Here is an 18,740-nt window from a genome sequence, read left to right as displayed (position 1 = left end):
TAATATTATCTTTTTCTTCCTAAACTAATTATCTGGTGACAACTCGATACAGGTGATAAAATGCCGCTCATTAATAGCTACTAAGTGGACATTGGGAATGCGAGTTAGCAAGTACCTGCTTTCAACACAAAAAGAAACGCCTGCAAATGCAGAAGTAATGAGTCACAAATTGATGTTACGTGCTGGTTTTATCCGCCGTAACGCATCAGGCCTATATTCATGGTTACCAAGTGGTTTACGTGTATTACGTAAAGTAGAAGCCATTGTTCGTGAAGAAATGAACAAAGTCGGTGCCGTTGAAATCCTAATGCCACTAGTACAACCTGCTGATCTTTGGCAAGAGTCTGGTCGTTGGGACAAGTTTGGCCCTGAATTGTTACGTTTCCAAGATCGCCATAACCGTGACTTCGTACTTGGCCCGACCCACGAAGAAGTGATTACTGATTTAGTGCGTAAAGAAGTAAGCTCTTACAAACAGTTGCCACTGACTTTATACCAGGTACAACATAAATTCCGTGATGAGGTTCGCCCTCGTTTCGGTGTCATGCGTGCACGTGAATTCTTGATGAAAGATGCTTATTCTTTCCATTTATCTCAAGAAAGCATGGATGCTACGTATGCTGAAATGCATGCAGCATACTGCAATATTTTCACACGTATGGGCTTAGCATTCCGTCCAGTTATTGCTGACACGGGTTCAATCGGTGGTGAAACTTCCCACGAATTCCACGTACTAGCTAATAGTGGTGAAGACTTAATCGCGTACTCGACTGAAAGTGATTACGCGGCAAATATCGAAAAAGCAGAAACTGCAGCACCAACAGCAACCTTGGCAGCTCCTTCACTAGAAATGAGTGTTGTTGAAACGCCAAATGCTAAAACCATTGCTGAATTAGTTGAACAATTTGATATTGAAATCACTAAAACAGTTAAAACCCTGATCGTTAAAGGCGCAACAGAAGAAGCACCACTTGTGGCGCTAGTTGTTCGAGGCGATCATGACTTAAATGAACTTAAAGCGGATAAGCACGAGCTTGTCGCTTCTCCTCTTGAGTTTGCAACTGATGCTGAAATTGTTGCCGCTGTCGGTGCTGGTCCGGGTTCTATCGGTCCTGTTGGCCTTACAATGCCAATCATCATTGACCGTGACGTTGCGGTAATGAGTGACTTTGCTGCAGGTGCTAACAAAGAAGGTCAACATAACTTCGGGATCAACTGGGAGCGCGATTTACCCATGGCGTACGCTATGGATATCCGTAACGTGGTTGAAGGTGAAGCGACACCAGATGGTCAAGGTACTTATGCTTTTGCTCGTGGCATCGAAGTGGGTCATATCTTCCAGTTAGGTACAAACTATTCTGAGGCTATGGGCGCAACCGTGCTTGATGAGAATGGTAAATCTAAAGTCATGATGATGGGTTGTTATGGTGCTGGCGTAAGCCGTATCGTTGCAGCTGCAATTGAACAAAACCATGATGACCGCGGTATGAAGCTTCCTGAAAGCTTAGCACCGTTCACTGTGGGCATTTTACCGATGAACATGCACAAATCTCATCGTGTAAAAGAAATGGCTGAACAACTTTACGCTGACTTAAGCGCCCAAGGCATCGAAATATTATTAGATGACCGTAAAGAGCGTCCAGGCGTGATGTTCAATGACATGGAGCTTATCGGCTTGCCACATGTGGTTGTGATTGGCGACCGTAACATTGATGCTGGCGTATTCGAATATAAGAACCGCCGCACGGGTGAGAAACAAGACATTCCATTTGATCAGATTGTAGACTTTATCAAGTCATCAATTAAAGGCTAATCAATAGCCTCTGACAAATGCAGTATTAACGCACCTTGATAGGTGCGTTTTTTTTGTTTTATATTTAAATCATCAAAAAGTTTCAAAATAAAAACGGTTACAATGATGTTATTTTGATTGGTATAACCAGTTAATATTATACATACTGATATCATCAGGTTATGTGAGTAAATGGAGATAGTCGTTGTCAGAGTCAATCGCACTGGTTTTAGGTGGTGGTGGAGCAAGAGCTGCATATCAAATTGGCGTTTTAAAAGCGCTGGTGCAATTTTATCCGCGTAATCATCATATTCCATTTGCCATATTAAGTGGCAGTTCTGCTGGTGCTATTAATGCGACCTCGTTGGCGACTCATGCCTCTTGCTTTCATTTAGGCGTTAAAAAGCTCGATTGGGTTTGGCGCCACTTTGAAACCAATAAAGTATATCGTTCATCATTTAAGGGCGTACTAAAACACTTAGCTAAAATGGCCTTAAAAGGTCTTCAAAACGACAAAGTGAATACTGAAGCTGGCAGCTTGCTCGATAACCAACCGTTACGAAAACTGTTAAATCAATTAATTGATTTTCAGCGAATTGAACGCAATATTGGCAGCGGTGCTTTGAAAGCCATTAGTTTAGATGCTTCAAGCTATACCGATTCTCACTCTTACAGCTTTTATCAAGCTGACCACAGCGTCGAAGATTGGCAAAGAGCACGTAGACAAGGCAATCGCGCCACGTTAACTACAGACCATTTAATGGCCACTTCAGCCATCCCGCTGGTGTTTCCATCGGTTAAATTAAACCAAGCCTATTTCGGCGACGGTTCAGTGCATCAATTATCCCCCTTATCTAGCCCAATTCATTTAGGCGCCAGCAAAATTATGGTGATTAATTTAGACAGTCCCCATAAGTTATTGCATAAAGACATTGATGCGCACCCAAAAACAGCAACCATTGCAGGTCACCTGCTTGATACTATCTTCTCGGATACGTTAAACAGTGATTTAGAGCGTTTAGAGCGAATCAATTCTACCCTAGACTTAATCCCTGAAGCTGATGCTAAAATGGTCAATTTAAAGAAAATTGAAACGCTGGTCATCAAGCCCAGCGAAGATTTAAGTCTACTTGCAGCGAGATACTTTAAAGAGTTACCGCTAGCAATCCGCTTATTATTAAAGCTTGTCGGTGTCGATAGCCAATCTGATTCGAGTATCGTATCTTATTTGCTATTTGAAAAAAGCTACACTGGTGCTTTAATTGATTTAGGCTATCAAGACGCAATGACGCAAATTGATACCATAAAGAAGTTTTTTGATATTGATAGTGAATAGGAATGAAGATGAATACACTAAGGATAGTGGCAATTTCGATATTACTCATGATAACTGCTTGTTCAAAAGCACCTTTAGATTTTGACCCCGATCCCTTAAAAGGCAGTTTACATACCGTGAACTGGATGGGCACATATCAAGGGACTTTTCCGTGTCCAAGCTGTGATGGAATGAAAACAACCCTCACCCTTTATCCTTCCAATAAATACCAAATATCAACAGAATATTTGGGTCAAGACCCTAACCCATTTAGGAGCCAAGGTTCGTTTAGATGGGATAGCACTGGTAACATTATCTACTTAGATAGAGGTCAAATTTACCATGTACTTCAGGATAAGATGTATTTACTTGATGTCGAAAGTCAGCGCATTGAAGGTAAAGATGAACAAAAATATCTCGTGACTAAAATTGCAGAGCTTGAACAATAAGCTTTCTTATAAGCTCTTCTTATAAGCTCTTCTTATAAAATGTTAGTGAGATTGTATCAGGCTCAATACCGTCGCAATAACCAATGATATTTCCCACAAAAAAAGTCACCTCATGGGGTGACTTTTCATTAAGTGACTTTTCATTAAGAGACTTTTAATCGCAGACTTTTAATAACTGGCTTTCATTAAGTGACTTATTCGAATAACTAAACAAGTTCTTTAAAAGCGAGAGATACCACCAATATAGAAACCATCTTCAAACGAGCTGTTTGAACGATCATCATATTTAAACTTCAAATTTCTATAGCCAAAAAAAACAGCCATATTAGGATTAAAATCAAACTGCACTTTAGCCCCTAATTCAGTATAGCCATCTAAGCCCGAGAACGTTAATACTGAAGGTGCGTAATAAGCATCACCGTGCAGAGAAATTTTATTCCCCAGCGCTAAACTGTAATGACCACCAACAGACACAACACTGCCACTAGGACTATTATCGAACCATACTCGGGTAAACTTTGGGCCAATTTCAATCGTATGTGGTCCAGTTTCATGGGTCATATGCATAGCAAATTCAGCTAAGTGACCTTTTTTATCGGAATAAACATAGCCCGCTTCAAGATTAAGGTTTGGATTGATATAAGCCTTAATGTCTGACGAGACAACATGTTCACTTAGCCCTAAAGAAAACTCCGTTGCATTTACATTTAATGACAATGCCATAGCTGCTAAAACAGCCAAAATCTTTTTTCTCATCTCTAACCCCAAAACCTAAGTGATACTATTGCCGAGATTATACTGACCAATAAGGTTTAGTCTTAATAAAAACACAGTTTTAAAGTTGCACAACTCAACATTCACACAGATTAAGTACATTAAAATAACAATAACAAAAACCTGATAATATCTGCCTCAAGTCTTGTAATAGTCATTTTTTATCTTCAACATTCTATTGCGATTAACTTATGTTATTAGTCACTTTTTTACATCAGATTCAATTTAAATTGCGCACAACTTAATTGACAAATTGCTCTATCGGTATATAGTGTAATTAATCAATAAGGAGTAATTCATGAGCCAATCATTTTTTGAACAAAGCGCAGTTGATATCAATGGCAACACAGTATCGATGGAACAATATAAAGATCACGTAGTGCTAATTGTAAATACGGCAAGTGAATGCGGCTTTACGCACCAATACAAACCACTAGAACATTTGTACCAGCTATATAAAGAGCAAGGTTTTGTTGTTTTAGGTTTCCCGTGTAATCAATTTGGCTCTCAAGAAAAAGGTGATGAAGCCACCATTAGCCAATTTTGCGAACTGAACTTTGGTGTCAGCTTTCCGCTTTTTAGTAAAATTGACGTTAACGGTGAAGATGCTGCGCCTTTATATAAATTCCTTAAACCTGCAGCAAAAGGGTTATTAGGTAGCCAATCAATCAAATGGAATTTCACCAAGTTCTTGATCAACAAGCAAGGTAAAGTGTTGAAGCGATACTCGCCAACGACTAAACCTGAAAATCTAATGGATGAAATCGAACATTTATTGAAAGAATAATCTCAGATCAAAACTTATAACTTATCAGATAAATGTAACAGCTAAATTTAAGCTGTTGATTCAATGCTATAAAATTTATGATTGATAAAAAAATAATTTATTTGTACTTTTTTTGAACTATTTCACTTTGTGATGCTCTGAGTATATAGACAGTGTTTTCACTTTCATCATCTCCCTGGGACTTCTAGCGCGGTCCCCTTGATCTCAAAGTGGATCAATAGGCAATCAATTGATTGCCTTTTTTTATGGCTTTTTTTATTAAAAAATTAAAGTTAACAGAAAAAATAACTGAAAATAAAAAATATTAATATAAATTAAATCAACAAGATAAAAGTACCTCTTATCAAGATTGAATGAAAACAAAAAAAATCACAACTTTTCTTGAACCTTTTTAAACTCCACAGCTCTTAGTAACTGTAGCAAGTCATTAATGAACTTACCCCTCATCAAGGTTTCATTCATTATTGAGCTTTAACAGAATTAATCTCCCCAGTTAAATTCGCTACCCGAATTAGGTTAAACTTTTTCATTGTTCATCATCACTCCCAATTGGGACGTTGTTAATACGCTAGCGCACCATTAACAGCAACCCGCAAAGCAATACTTCTGGCAACCCATTTGGGTTGCCATTTTTTTTGGTTAATCATTACCACTAAGCTTAAACAATCTATTTACCCAACAAAATCACAATTTGCAGCCAGATTAAATCCAGTATGATTCACTTTCGAATCAACTGAGCAAACATATATCGTCAGCATTTGATGTTGAATCTTGATGTTAGTGTTGATGTTAGTGTTGATGAGAATTAGACGGGTTAAGCCGATCATGTTTAAGCTGGACTTAGCCAGTCAATATTTTAGCTAAAGTAAAGCCCCTAAATATGGGCGCTTAACTATGGACACTTAACTATGCCGACTAAACACGAGCAACTTAACTTAAAAGGTTAATCACAAATTATTTTAAAAATATTTGGAATTCCTTTGAACCTTTTTAAATACAGGCACTCATAGTAACCGTAACAAGTAGATAATGTCATTTTCGTTTAAATACTGATTGTTTAAATACTGATTTCAAAGACTCTTCATCACAGTTAGAGAAATTTAAATTACATTGTCGCTAACCGAATTTAGTTTTACCCGGTTTTATTGTTCATCATCATCCCCCATTTAGGGCATTGTTAATACGCTAGCGCATTATTAGCAAAACCTACAAAGTAATACTTCTGGCAACCCATTGGGTTGCCATTTTTTTTACCTGCTTTCCCCCGTGAACGTCCTATTCATTTCGTATACAACTGGGTTCAGGTTCAACTTTTCTGCAGGATAAAAGCCAGCTAACAGCATTTCTGACAGCCAAACCAATTCAAAAGTGACTGAACGATGGACTAAAAGTACCTGTGAATAACCTATGCAATTTAATGGAAAGTAAAATAACTAAATAATATTAATTATTTTTGAATTAATTTGAACTTTTACTGATCCTGCCACTCATAGTAATCGTAACAACTAGATAATGTGATTAAGTTTTTAACGATAGTGAAGTAACCGCTTCTAGTATTTTAAAAACTAATTTCAAAACTCTTCATCACAGTTTATGAAATCGATATTCATGTTATTGCAAATCGAAACATTGTTTACATAACCATTGTTTACATGATTTGGTTTCACCTAGTTTCATTGTTCATCATCATCCCCCTATTTAGGGCATTGTTAATACGCTAGCGCATTATTAGCAATTACCTACAAAGCAATACTTCTGGCAACCCATTGGGTTGCCATTTTTTTTGACTTAATTTTATCTTCCACTAATCACCTTAATAGAACTCAACCGAATACCTAAATAATACCAAATAAATCATGTAGATAAGAACAATTCGTTAATCATTACATGCACAAAGGGGAAGTTATTTGAAAAAAAGGATAAATTATTTTGAACCTTTGCTGATCCTGCCACTCATAGTAACCGTAACAAGTAGATAATATGACAAAGGATTTGATAGTAGTGAAGTAACCGCTTCAAATATTGTTAAAGCTGATTTCAAAAACTCTTCATCACAGTTTATGAAATATACGTTCATATTATTGCTAACCGAATTATGTTTCATCCGGTTTCATTGTTCATCATCATCCCCCTATTTAGGGCATTGTTAATACGCTAGCGCATTATTAGCAATAACCTACAAAGCAATACTTCTGGCAGCCCATTGGGTTGCCATTTTTTTATCTATCTTTTAGTTCTTCTTACACACAATCCCATTAAGCTTCAGTCCATTGCAAATATCAACTGGACTCAACAAAACTGAAGATTAAATCAGGCTGCTTGCAGCATTCGAAACTTAACACCTAACTGTACTAAAACAGTAACGGGCCAACTCTAAAGGCTGCAAATTAAAGACTAAAATGTGTTTGTGAGGTGCTTATTGAGATGAATGGATCTGAACGAAGATGAAAGGAAAGAAACTATTTTTAATTTAATTTGAACCTTTGCTGATCCTACTACTCATAGTAACCGTAACAAGTAGATAATATGGCAAAGGATTTGATAGTAGTGAAGTAACCGCTTCAAATATTGTTAAAGCTGATTTCAAAAACTCTTCATCACAGTTTATGAAATATACGTTCATATTATTGCTAACCGAATTATGTTTCATCCGGTTTCATTGTTCATCATCATCCCCCTATTTAGGGCATTGTTAATACGCTAGCGCATTATTAGCAATAACCTACAAAGCAATACTTCTGGCAACCCATTGGGTTGCCATTTTTTTTACCTTAAGGTTAAAGTTCAATCTGTTGCATCATCAAGTCGAGTTGAACCTGCAACGAAGGATGATAGCCTGCCCTAGCCTGTTCAAATATCGCTAATGCTTGTTGCTGATAACCCGCAATTAATAACTCGCTATAAAGTGGCTTAACAAATTTGGCTCGGCCAATATTTTGTAAAAACTGATCAACTTTTGGCAATATAATCTCGTAATGGTTACGTATCGCGACCCGATACCACTCACAGGCTAGTTCAGCATTTTCAGACTGCGAAAGCTTAAACACCATATCCAAATCCGTGAGTTGCGGTTGCGACAATTGAAATGGCAACTGACTAATGAAATATTGCCAGTGATGCACTCGCCAGTCTGAAATAATCAACTTACTGGCGCTTTCACCTTGTTTGATTTGTTGTAACGCCAGTTCGACTTTATCTAAGCTGGTCGAAGTAGGCCCGACAAACCATTTGGGAAGGCCTTCACCATACACCCATGTCATGAGTTCAGTTTCTGTAATAGCTTGAGGGTACTCAATCAATAACGTCTGCTTGACATAGTCTATAAATGTTTCTGTGGTAATCGCTTCGAATTTAAAATGCTGAACGTAATTAAATAAAAATTGGTCAAAATCTTTACGGCCTAAACGTTGCTCCAATTCGTGAACAAACATTGAAGCCTTATCATAGGTGAACCGATTAAATGAATCATTCGCATCTTGATGTTGTACGTTCGCAGGTAAGGTTTGAGCTTCGATAGGCATCGAATGCATCTCTTCTTTAAGACGACCAAACTCAATCACCCACTCCAATTCAGCTTGCTCTTCACCATATATTTTTTCAACTAAACGGTTAGTAAAATAGGTGGTAAAGCCTTCGTTAAGCCATAAATCACGCCATGTTGCATTACTCACGAGGTTACCGGTCCAGGAGTGCGCTAATTCATGAGCAACTGTAGATACTAGGCTCTTATCTCCCGCAATTAATGTCGGCGTAATAAACGCAAGTCTTGGGTTTTCCATACCACCAAAAGGAAAGCTGGGCGGCAATACAATCATGTCGTAGCGGCCCCAAGGATATGGGCCTAATAAAGACTCTGCAGCCAATATCATCTCTTCGGTATCTTCAAACTCTTTTAATGCCTTAGACAGCATTTCAGGTTCAGTGTAAATACCGCAACGTTCACTAATCGCGCCATAAGCTAAATCACCCACAGCCAGCGCAAGCAGATGCGTTGGGATCGGTTTTTCCATCTCAAACTGAAATACACCATCTTTTGGCATCACATCGCTATTGGCCGCACTCATCACGGCTCTTAAACCATTATTGACTGTCACAGTTGCAGTGAACGTAATACGGGCTTTAGGCGTGTCTTGCAAAGGGATCCAACTTCGGGCATTAACCGGTTGTGATTGACTGAATAAATAAGGGGATTGTTTACCTAAGGTTTGTTCTGGGGTTAGCCATTGCAAGCCTTGTGAATTCGGTGAGGTGCGGTATTGAATAACAACTTCATCAATCATCATGCCGATGTTGATAACGATTTTATCCCCTTGCAGAGTATCAACATGCTCAGTGTCATATTCAACTTTATTGCCTTGGTTATCACTGATGGTATCAATAATAAGATCGCGGCCATCAAGTACCAGTTGCTCACAAATTTGCAGTCGCTTGAACTGCAATATCACCTGCCCAGTCAATTGCTGTAATTCGAAATCAACTGCCAATGTCAGCTGCATATTGTGTACTTTAATCTCATCAGTATTGGCTACTGAATGATAGTCACGATTATTGTCCCAAAGCGTTGTCAATTTGATACCTATTCATCAACAGTATGATGTGCAACAGAATATACCAATGCACGCTTTTCATCGAGAAGTTAGATTAAATTCATATATATCACAGGTATAAAAAAAGCCTCAACTATATGCATAATTGAGGCTTTAATCATTTGCAGGCGATAAGCTTAAAGCTTGATACCTGCTTTTTGTAAATCTTTTGCTACGACACTGCGAGGTAATGGTACATAGCCGTCTTTTTCAACAATTTGCTGACCCTGCAGAGATAACACGTAACGGATGAACTCGCGATCCATTGGTGATAAGTCTTTGTTAGGGTGTTTGTTGATGTAAACGTATAAGTAACGTGATAATGGGTAAGTTCCATTCGCTGCATTCGCTGCTGTAGCTGCGATATACTTAGTGCCTTTCTTAGAAAGGGCTACTGCTTTAACACCTGCAGTTTTATAACCGATACCAGAATAACCGATAGCGTTAAGACCTTGAGAAACCGATTGCACTACAGAAGCTGAACCTGGTTGCTCATTTACGTTTGGTCTGAAATCACCTTTACAAAGTGCTTTCTTTTTAAAGTAACCATAAGTACCAGAAACTGAGTTACGACCGTATAACTGAACATCTTTCTTTGCCCAGTTACCTTCTAGTCCAACATCACCCCAACGCGCTACATCATCACCACCACACTTTTTAGTTGATGAGAAAATTGAATCGATTTGTTCGATGCTTAACCCTTCAATTGGATTATCTTTATGAACAAATACAGCTAATGCATCAATTGCAACACGAATGGCTGTAGGCGCATAACCGTAATGTTTTTCAAAAGCTTCAACTTCGTTAGGCTTCATTTGACGGCTCATAGGACCGAACTGCGAAGTACCTTCAGTTAATGCTGGCGGCGCAGTTGAAGAACCTGCTGCTTGAATTTGGATATTCACGTTAGGGTAAATATGTTTAAAATCTTCAGCCCATAACGTCATCATATTCGCTAGTGTATCTGAACCCACTGATGACAAGTTACCTGAAACACCACTTGTTTTTTCGTATACTGGTAATGCTTTATCAATCGCTGCCATAGATGTTGCAGAAAATACTCCAACTGCAGTAATTGCAATCGCGCTAACTAGCTGTTTAAGTTTCATTTTAGTGCTCCGGTATTGTAAGCGTTGTTATTTAAGACAGGCTCAGTATCAATGACTATGATGACAAGTCTATGACTCTTATGTGACAAGGGGATGACAATTAACACTTTTAACAATTACCCTGCAAACATATCAATTCAGTCAAAAAACAAAGCCTAACCATTAAAATCAATAACTTAAGCGAAACCCCGCACATTAACTCATCTCCCACTGCTTGAATTATTGATGATCAATTTATTACAGCTCAGTTTTTATACCTAACAATAACGCAGGCCTGTCTACAATAATCACCCATTTAGCAAAAAAACGTATCAACGGAATGGCCATTATCATTAATCATGTGAACAACTTAATTGATGCGACATATCACTATCGCCTTGTAGCTGATTTATTTATTGCTTTAAAGCAGATTTATATTAACTAAATCGAAAGGTGAAAGTTGTAGTCTAGATAATTGCAATGAAGATAGCTGCAAAGATTCCAGTGCACTCAAGCTATGGTTAAATCAGCCAGCTTTAAACCCCATCAATATGAGAAAGTAACTTAAACATGCCTAAAACTCATTACTGCTTCATTGTGAATATCAGGCAATAACAGCTCAGGTCAGTAACTAGTTGTTGAATTAGTTAAGCTACTCTTACCAATCGATAAATGATCCTTGCTGATGACTTGAGTAAGACCTCAATATCAATACCCACTTTTCAATTTACGCTGCTCGTTTGTTCAGCCCCACTCTGCTAGAGTGCTTAATAATCAATAGCTTTGCTGTAGCAGAGCTTAAATAATAGCTTGGTTAATTGTGTAGGCGCGTTTTGCCAAATATATGCGCATCATCCAAATGTTAGGAGTTTCTATGAGTTTGCTACCCATGTCTGATGCAAACCCAGAAAATACATAAAAACCAGTTGAAATGCGCTAAAATTAAGCAGCTTGCTGGTTTATGCAGTACTACAACGTGGATTTTGATACAAATTATTAGAATTTATCTTTACGAACCTTGGTATAAACACTTATGACAAAGCGACTTCAGCAGAAAACCGCCCCGACGATATCGACGTTCAATGATCTTGCAAAATTAGCAAATTATTCCCTGATGGACACTCTCAACTGTGATCCTGATGCGACAGAAAACGGGGCAGACTATGCGCCGCGACAAGTCTTCTCTGGTCATTATGTCCCGGTCAATCCGACGCCAATCAAAGATCCTGAATATGTAGCCCACAGCAAAACCTTTTTTTCTGAGCTTGGCTTTGCAGACAGCATGGCTGAGTCCAGCGATTTTGTTCGCATGTTCTCCGGCGACATTTCTCAGGTGCCAGATCCGATGCGCAAGTTTGGTTGGGCGACTGGGTATGCACTTTCCATTTACGGCACCGAATACATCCAACAGTGCCCGTTTCAAACCGGTAACGGATATGGAGATGGTCGAGCTATTTCTGTATTTGAGACTGTCATCAAGGGGCAACGCTGGGAAATGCAGCTAAAAGGTGGCGGCCGCACGCCTTATTGCCGAGGAGCTGACGGCCGCGCGGTGTTGCGGTCTAGCATCCGAGAATTCTTAGCTCAGGAGCATATGCATGCACTGGGCGTGCCCACATCACGATCGTTGAGTTTATATGTTTCTAAGACGGAGAAGGTAAAACGGCCGTGGTACTCACAGGGCTCGCTATCGGAGAACCCCGACATGATGGTATCTGAAGCTGTCGCCATCTCAACACGTGTCGCACCGTCGTTCATACGCGTTGGCCAACTCGAGCTTTTCGCTCGCCGTGCTCGTATACAAGCACACCCGAAAGCCATGGAACAACTCGAGAAGATTGTGCTGCACTTGATTGAACGTGAGTACGCTGACGTTGTCGATAAGCAACTCACCACGCCAGAGAAAGTACTGCTGTTGGCGAGCGAGTTTCGAAGCCGCCTCACGTCATTGATATCAAGTTGGATCAGTGTCGGCTTCTGCCAAGGTAACTTCAACAGCGACAACTGCGCAGCTGGTGGCTTTACACTGGATTATGGCCCCTTCGGTTTTTGCGATGTGTTTAACCCCCATTATCAACCTTGGACGGGTGGTGGTCATCACTTCTCGTTTATGAACCAACCCAATGCGGCGCAAAAAAACTTCGAGATGTTTTGTTCAGCATTACGTCCTTTACTAGCATCTAATCAGCACGACTTGCTGCAACTTGATGCGCTTCAACATGGATTTTCGACAGTCATGCACACACAAATGCAGAATATGTGGGCTGCTAAGCTGGGACTGGATCGGGTAATAGATTTAGATAATTTAGGCACTTTGAACACAGAGTCTCACCAGGCACCTTGTAGCGAACTGATAAGCGAGCTAGAGACACTGATGGTGCAAACGCCTGTCGATTACACTATTTTCTTTCGAGAGCTCTCGTCGATACCTGATGATATAACCCCTCTCAAGAAAAGCTTCTACAATGGTTTATACAATAATAGGGCTCAAAATACAGCGCCCGAAGAGTTAGAAAAGCGCTGGGAAGAGTGGCTCGAGAAATGGAAAACACTCCTAAATATCGCCATTGACGCAGATGCGACTTCGTCACGTTCCATTGACCAAATATCGAGAGAAATGAAGCTTGTTAACCCAAAATACATTTTGCGAGAATGGTTTGTTATGCCAGCTTATCAGCAAGCCACTGCGGGCAATTACTCGCTAATTCGTGAGCTGCAGCACGTGATGACACAGCCATATGCTGAGCACTCAAAGGACATTGAGGATAAATACTATCGGTTGAAACCGGCTGAGTTCTTTGAGGTGGGTGGATTATCCCATCTTAGTTGCTCATCGTAATTATTTTGAGTTAGTAACCGTGCGCCAAAAAAACTTTACTGATTGGACTTTATTGATTGGACTTTACTAATTGATCTTTACTGATTGAGCTTTACTAATTGAGCTCTACTAATTGAGCTCTACTAATTGAGCTCTACTAATTGAGCTCTACTAATTGAGCTCTACTAATTGAGCTTTACTCATTGAGCTTTACTAATTGTGCTCTACTGATTGAGCTCTATTTATGAATGAATAACCACTAATAATGTCAGTAAACACATAAACCAACACCTATCCAGCGCCATAAACAACAATGCAGACATCAATGTCTGCATCGTGGTTTATGGGGGGATCTTAATCAATATGCTAGAGGTTAACGATTCACCAACAAATGAGAAGGAATGATAAAACTAAAACAACTACCCTTTTCTAACTCACTGGTGATATGCAGTTCACTGTAATGATGGTTAAGCGCATGCTTCACAATCGCAAGGCCTAAACCGCTACCACCGGTTTTACTGGAACGGGCATTATCAACTCGATAAAAGCGTTCAGTTAGGCGGCCAATATGTTGCGCTGCAATACCTAAACCATTATCGGTAACACTGAATTTAGCGCCACTTGCCACTTGCTGCCATCGAACCGTTATTTTTCCACCGGGTTCGGTATAACGAATCGCGTTAGAAATTAAGTTAGTGCAGGCACTTCTTATTTGTACTTCATTGCCATGACAATCAAGATGTTCTTCACACTGAAACTCAACTTCATATTCATCCATCGCTAATGCGGAAGCTTCGTCTTTTAATATATCGAGCATCGCTTGCATATTAATGGTCTTTTCAAGGTCAATATCTGCCCCATCTTCAATACGAGATAGCACCAATAACTGCTCCACCATTGATTGCATGCGCCGAGTTTGTTGCTGCATGAGTTTAAGCGGTTTTTGATTCATACTGTCAGCTTCCTCCATGCTTTGCATTATCTCGAGGTAGCCTTGTAGCACTGTTAGCGGGGTTTTTAGTTCGTGGGATACATTGGCAACAAACTCTTTTCGCATACCCTCTAACTGGTTTATACGGGTAATATCACGGGCAATGAGCAGTAGTTGCCTATCGCCGTAGCTCATTAAGCGAATTTCTAATAAGCGATTTTCTGATAGAGGGGACGTTAACTCAAGTGGTTCATTGAATTTGCCTGTTTTGAGATAGGCTGAGAAATCGGGATGTCGAATAAGATTATCAATCCGCTGACCATTATCCTGTGGCCATACAAAACCCAGTACCAGTTGTGCAAGTTTGTTGCACCATAAAATATTGTGGTCAGAGTCTAATACCACTGCCGCATCAGGTAATGCCTCAGCGCCTTGTCTAAATCGGCTTAATAAGGATGCGAGTTGACCAACTCGGCGTCTATTTTTACCTTGGAGTCGGTAAATACCATTAAATATACCTTCCCAGCTCCCTGTACCTTGCGGCGGCGTGAGTTTGCGGTCTTTCCAAAGCCAATAGTTTAAACGGGTGATTTGTCGGTAATGCCATCCTAATAAAGCAATGCAACCAACAATAATGGAGATGATAATTTGATCGATAACGATGCCAATTACGGCAAAAACCAACAAGAATCCTACGAAGCGAAGAAATAGCCTGGATCCAGAATAAGCTCGAAGCATAAGCTGCCTAATAATTAATGTAAATAAACCCTTAGGAATTTTTACCTAATTGCTGGTAGGGAAATAATGGCTCACAAGATAGCTTAAAACCTGATTACTTGCTATAGCCATGGGTGTAAATTACTGCCAAAAGGTGACTCAAGCATAATAACCATTTTCGTTGGTTTGCATGACGTTAACCATTCAGCAGTCATTTAATATTCAACAAACGTAAGCGATTACATTCTTGTTGAGAAACGATAACCTGCACCACGAACCGTTTGAATCAGTTTATCATGGCCAGAGTCTTCAACCGCTTTTCGTAAACGACGAATATGTACATCTACAGTACGATCTTCAACATACACATTAGTACCCCATACGTTATCGAGTAGCTGTTCTCGGCTATAAACACGCTCAGGGTGTGTCATAAAAAAGTGCAGCAATCTGAATTCTGTTGGGCCCATCTCTAAAACAGACTCGCCAACCGAAACGCGATGACTAACAGGGTCTAAAAGCAAACCTTGCACATCAATAGTTTCTTCAAGTCGAGTAGGCGCACTACGACGTAAAACCGCCTTAATACGAGCCACTAACTCTTTCGGTGAAAACGGTTTAGTGATGTAGTCATCAGCACCGACTTCTAACCCCTTCACTTTATCTTCTTCTTCACCGCGCGCAGTGAGCATGATAATCGGAATTTGGCGAGTAAACTCATCTTGCTTTAAACGCTTAGCTAATTGTATTCCACTTCCACCAGGGAACATCCAATCCAATAGAATCAAATCTGGATACGGTTCTTGCAGTTGGTCAATTGCCGAATCAAAATCTTCAGCTGATGTGGTAGTAAAGCCATGTTGTTCCATAACAAATGTCAGCATTTCACGAATAGCTGACTCATCTTCTACAATTAAAATCTTAGCTGTCATAATAGTTTCTGTGATTAGTATGCCGTGTGAGTATTATTGGTCAGTTTTATTACAGTAATATGATCTCAAGGCCGAAAATGGAATTAAAATCATATTTCTGACATAAATCTATCATGTTACATCATAAATAATATGCTTAAACAAACAAAGGAGACTTTATGCCTCCTTTGTCATTCATTGAATGTTTTTCTTATCTGGCTTTATTAACTGGCCGATTTAGAATTTATGTTCGATGCCTACAGCAAAGTAGCTTTCATCAACAGAGAACTCAACCATGTCGCCTTCTTCATCTGAGTAATCAATGGAAGTACGGTCAGTATAAAAAGCAAATAACTTAGTTGGTTTACCTAGTGAGTAATCAGCACCGACAGACCAAGAATCACCTTTGTCTTCCATGTCTTGATACTGTGCTTTTAAGGTCACATTCTCAATTTTATACGCTGCGCTCAGTAAGTAACCATCAATACTAGCACCGCTATCAACTTTTTCTTCTTGCTGGTACATAGCGCCCAGTACGAATCCAGCAACTTTACCCTGAACAGTACCACGAATAATGTCGTAACCCGCAACTTCTGAATCGTAAGCTACAGATGCATAAATAGGACTTTTCTTCAGACCAGAATCACCGTACATAGCCGCAATACTGAATCCATCATCAGCTTGCTTACTATCACCTTCTGCGGCATATGTAACACCTGCTTGGAAGTCACCAAACTTAGGCGTTAAATAAGTTGCTGTTTGTGCAAGACGGTTCTCACCTTTGAAAAGGCTTTTTAAATCACCAGAATAATCATTGAACTGATCAACTTTACCTTGTGATTTCTTAAGCATAGTGTCGTTACGTCCGACAGCGAAAGAACCGAAGTTACCTTTTAAACCGACAAACTGATTACGTGCAGTGAAGTTGTCTGAATTTTCATTACCTGTATCGACTTGATACTCGATGGTATAAAACGCTTCTAAAGAGTCACTTAATTCGAAACCACCTTTCACACCAAAACGAGACGCATTACTTTGAATTTCAGTTTCTGAACCTGTGCCATTATCATTTGATTGGATACTGACATTTAACTTACCGTAAACTTCAAGAGGCTCTGCAGCGTGGGCAGTTGATAGCGTAGCGGTAGCAATAGCAGAGGCAACTAAGGTTTTATAAAAAGCGTTCATCATTTCATCCTTTAGACATAATATATTGGTGTTTTACACCTTTGTAAGTGCTGTTATCAGTTGGAACTAGCAGTCATCTGCTATCTAATAACTTGGGAACGAGGCGAATTCTGCACGGCTTTTGTTGCAGTAATATTTCAACTCACTGGCTTTATTTCGAAGTGGCTAAATTAGCGGCGCAACAAAACAATTAACTCGCTGTAAAATAAGGAATAATTACTTACTCAGCCTTTTGTGACATTTTTATGAATTCTGAAATGGCAACAATCAAATTGCGTTAGGTGATGGTTTACCCGAGCGGCGCGATACCGTAAACTGCATTTTTAATTTTCGAAGAGTGTCTTTCATGTGGTTTAAAAATCTCACCCTATATCGTTTTAATAAGCCTTTCAGTACCGATACAGAGGCACTTGAGACAGCATTAGCTGACTTCACCTTTTCACCATGTAATAGCCAAGACATCAGTAAGTTTGGTTTTTCAAATGCATTAGGTAAAAAAGGCCAAGCTTTAGTCCACACCGCAGAGAATCGTCATTTAATTTGTGTCACTAAAGAAGAGAAAATTCTTCCTGGCCAAGTGATCAAAGAAGCGCTTGATGAAAAAGTGGCTTTAATTGAAGATCAAGAAAGCCGTAAAGTGACCAAAAAAGAAAAAGACACCATGAAAGAAGAAATCACCATGACGCTTCTGCCTCGTGCCTTCTCTCGTCGTAGTCAAACCCATGCTTTGATCATGCCTGAGCTAGATATGATTTTGGTTGATAGTTCAAGTGCTACTAAAGCGGAAGAACTTTTAGCACTATTACGTAAAGCATTGGGTAGCCTTCCGGTTGTACCGCTGCACTTTGCAACCCCAATTGAAACTACCATGACTGAATGGTTAAGAAATGGCGCATCTCCTCAGCCTTTTGAAATGCAAGATGAAGCTGAACTAAAATCAGATTCTGATGAAGGTGGCATTGTGCGTTTCAAGCAGCAAGTGTTACAAGAAGATGAAGTATTAGCGCATTTAGCCACAGGCAAACAAGTGCATAAATTGTCACTTCACTTTGGCAAGTCAATTGCGTTTTTATTGCAATCGGATGCTAGCGTTAAGCGCCTTAAGTTCTCTGAAGAGTTCAGAGCAGAAACTGACGATGTTGGCACTGAAGATCCATTAGCCAAACTTGATGCAGATTTTGCATTAATGGGTGGCGAATTAGTGGTGTTTATTAATGCGATTAAACAAGCATTAGGTCCAATTGAAGAAAGCGTCTAATTTTTTTAGTCTGGACGTTTAGTTTGATACTTTTAGTTTGATTAAGCAGAACTCCGACTAGATTCAAGTTTGAATAAACTTCTATTAGTTAAAAAGCCCAGTTAATGAATTTTAACTGGGCTTTTTTAA

Annotated in this window: 12 protein-coding genes; 6 read left to right on the top strand and 6 right to left on the bottom strand. The window is 39.5% G+C overall.

Annotated features, from left to right (window positions below; translation table 11 throughout):
- Positions 1 to 97: 97 nt before the first annotated feature.
- The 3 genes from FPK91_RS20210 to FPK91_RS20200 all read left to right on the top strand — a co-directional run bounded on the left by FPK91_RS20210 (position 98) and on the right by FPK91_RS20200 (position 3,556).
- On the top strand, positions 98 to 1,813 hold the full coding sequence (locus tag FPK91_RS20210) for a proline--tRNA ligase (protein ID WP_144213804.1): 1,716 nt from the start codon (positions 98 to 100) through the stop codon (positions 1,811 to 1,813).
- A gap of 184 nt (positions 1,814 to 1,997) precedes the next feature.
- Entirely contained in the window at positions 1,998 to 3,128 is a 1,131-nt protein-coding gene (locus FPK91_RS20205) for a patatin-like phospholipase family protein (RefSeq protein ID WP_144213802.1), read from the top strand.
- Positions 3,129 to 3,136: 8 nt separating this feature from the next.
- The gene (locus tag FPK91_RS20200; RefSeq protein ID WP_158638104.1) at positions 3,137 to 3,556 is read left to right on the top strand and encodes a copper resistance protein NlpE; all 420 of its coding nucleotides are present in this window, start codon (positions 3,137 to 3,139) and stop codon (positions 3,554 to 3,556) included.
- 219 nt (positions 3,557 to 3,775) lie between these two features.
- Here the strand turns inward: FPK91_RS20200 and FPK91_RS20195 are convergent, their stop codons facing one another.
- Entirely contained in the window at positions 3,776 to 4,312 is a 537-nt protein-coding gene (locus tag FPK91_RS20195) for a YfaZ family outer membrane protein (protein ID WP_144213798.1), read from the bottom strand.
- Positions 4,313 to 4,628: 316 nt separating this feature from the next.
- Between FPK91_RS20195 and FPK91_RS20190 the strand changes: the two genes are divergently transcribed.
- Positions 4,629 to 5,117 (top strand): glutathione peroxidase, encoded by a 489-nt coding sequence (locus tag FPK91_RS20190; RefSeq protein WP_144213796.1) that lies wholly within the window; start codon positions 4,629 to 4,631, stop codon positions 5,115 to 5,117.
- Between the two features lie 2,777 nt (positions 5,118 to 7,894).
- On the opposite strand, the gene FPK91_RS20185 is transcribed toward FPK91_RS20190, so the two are convergent.
- Positions 7,895 to 9,685, bottom strand: coding sequence for a M1 family metallopeptidase (locus FPK91_RS20185; protein WP_144213794.1), 1,791 nt, complete (start codon positions 9,683 to 9,685; stop codon positions 7,895 to 7,897).
- Positions 9,686 to 9,840: 155 nt separating this feature from the next.
- On the bottom strand, positions 9,841 to 10,812 hold the full coding sequence (locus FPK91_RS20180; RefSeq protein WP_144213792.1) for a PstS family phosphate ABC transporter substrate-binding protein: 972 nt from the start codon (positions 10,810 to 10,812) through the stop codon (positions 9,841 to 9,843).
- Between the two features lie 1,012 nt (positions 10,813 to 11,824).
- Here FPK91_RS20180 and FPK91_RS20175 point away from each other — a divergent pair.
- Positions 11,825 to 13,630, top strand: coding sequence for a protein adenylyltransferase SelO (locus FPK91_RS20175; protein ID WP_144213790.1), 1,806 nt, complete (start codon positions 11,825 to 11,827; stop codon positions 13,628 to 13,630).
- 352 nt (positions 13,631 to 13,982) lie between these two features.
- On the opposite strand, the gene phoR is transcribed toward FPK91_RS20175, so the two are convergent.
- The 3 genes from phoR to FPK91_RS20160 all read right to left on the bottom strand — a co-directional run bounded on the left by phoR (position 13,983) and on the right by FPK91_RS20160 (position 17,356).
- The gene (gene phoR / locus FPK91_RS20170) at positions 13,983 to 15,278 is read right to left on the bottom strand and encodes a phosphate regulon sensor histidine kinase PhoR (protein WP_144213788.1); all 1,296 of its coding nucleotides are present in this window, start codon (positions 15,276 to 15,278) and stop codon (positions 13,983 to 13,985) included.
- A gap of 218 nt (positions 15,279 to 15,496) precedes the next feature.
- Entirely contained in the window at positions 15,497 to 16,186 is a 690-nt protein-coding gene (phoB, locus tag FPK91_RS20165; RefSeq protein WP_144213785.1) for a phosphate regulon transcriptional regulator PhoB, read from the bottom strand.
- A 216-nt stretch (positions 16,187 to 16,402) separates the two neighbouring features.
- The gene (locus FPK91_RS20160; protein ID WP_144213783.1) at positions 16,403 to 17,356 is read right to left on the bottom strand and encodes a porin; all 954 of its coding nucleotides are present in this window, start codon (positions 17,354 to 17,356) and stop codon (positions 16,403 to 16,405) included.
- Between the two features lie 343 nt (positions 17,357 to 17,699).
- Here FPK91_RS20160 and rdgC point away from each other — a divergent pair, with 343 nt between their 5' ends.
- Positions 17,700 to 18,611, top strand: coding sequence for a recombination-associated protein RdgC (gene rdgC / locus FPK91_RS20155; RefSeq protein WP_144213781.1), 912 nt, complete (start codon positions 17,700 to 17,702; stop codon positions 18,609 to 18,611).
- Positions 18,612 to 18,740: the final 129 nt, after the last annotated feature.

The sequence above is a fragment of the Shewanella donghaensis genome (assembly GCF_007567505.1).
GTDB lineage: Bacteria > Pseudomonadota > Gammaproteobacteria > Enterobacterales > Shewanellaceae > Shewanella > Shewanella donghaensis.
Note: the sequence above shows the minus strand (reverse complement) of the source record. Positions and strands in the feature narration are given on the sequence as shown.

What these genes read in the sequence shown, in the direction of transcription:
- FPK91_RS20195 (WP_144213798.1), bottom strand. Translation starts at nt 4,312, where the DNA reads ATGAGAAAAAAGATTTTGGCTGTTTTAGCAGCTATGGCATTGTCATTA.
- FPK91_RS20190 (WP_144213796.1), top strand. Translation starts at nt 4,629, where the DNA reads ATGAGCCAATCATTTTTTGAACAAAGCGCAGTTGATATCAATGGCAAC.
- FPK91_RS20200 (WP_158638104.1), top strand. Translation starts at nt 3,137, where the DNA reads ATGAATACACTAAGGATAGTGGCAATTTCGATATTACTCATGATAACT.
- rdgC (WP_144213781.1), top strand. Translation starts at nt 17,700, where the DNA reads ATGTGGTTTAAAAATCTCACCCTATATCGTTTTAATAAGCCTTTCAGT.
- FPK91_RS20180 (WP_144213792.1), bottom strand. Translation starts at nt 10,812, where the DNA reads ATGAAACTTAAACAGCTAGTTAGCGCGATTGCAATTACTGCAGTTGGA.
- phoB (WP_144213785.1), bottom strand. Translation starts at nt 16,186, where the DNA reads ATGACAGCTAAGATTTTAATTGTAGAAGATGAGTCAGCTATTCGTGAA.
- phoR (WP_144213788.1), bottom strand. Translation starts at nt 15,278, where the DNA reads ATGCTTCGAGCTTATTCTGGATCCAGGCTATTTCTTCGCTTCGTAGGA.
- FPK91_RS20160 (WP_144213783.1), bottom strand. Translation starts at nt 17,356, where the DNA reads ATGATGAACGCTTTTTATAAAACCTTAGTTGCCTCTGCTATTGCTACC.
- FPK91_RS20175 (WP_144213790.1), top strand. Translation starts at nt 11,825, where the DNA reads ATGACAAAGCGACTTCAGCAGAAAACCGCCCCGACGATATCGACGTTC.
- FPK91_RS20210 (WP_144213804.1), top strand. Translation starts at nt 98, where the DNA reads ATGCGAGTTAGCAAGTACCTGCTTTCAACACAAAAAGAAACGCCTGCA.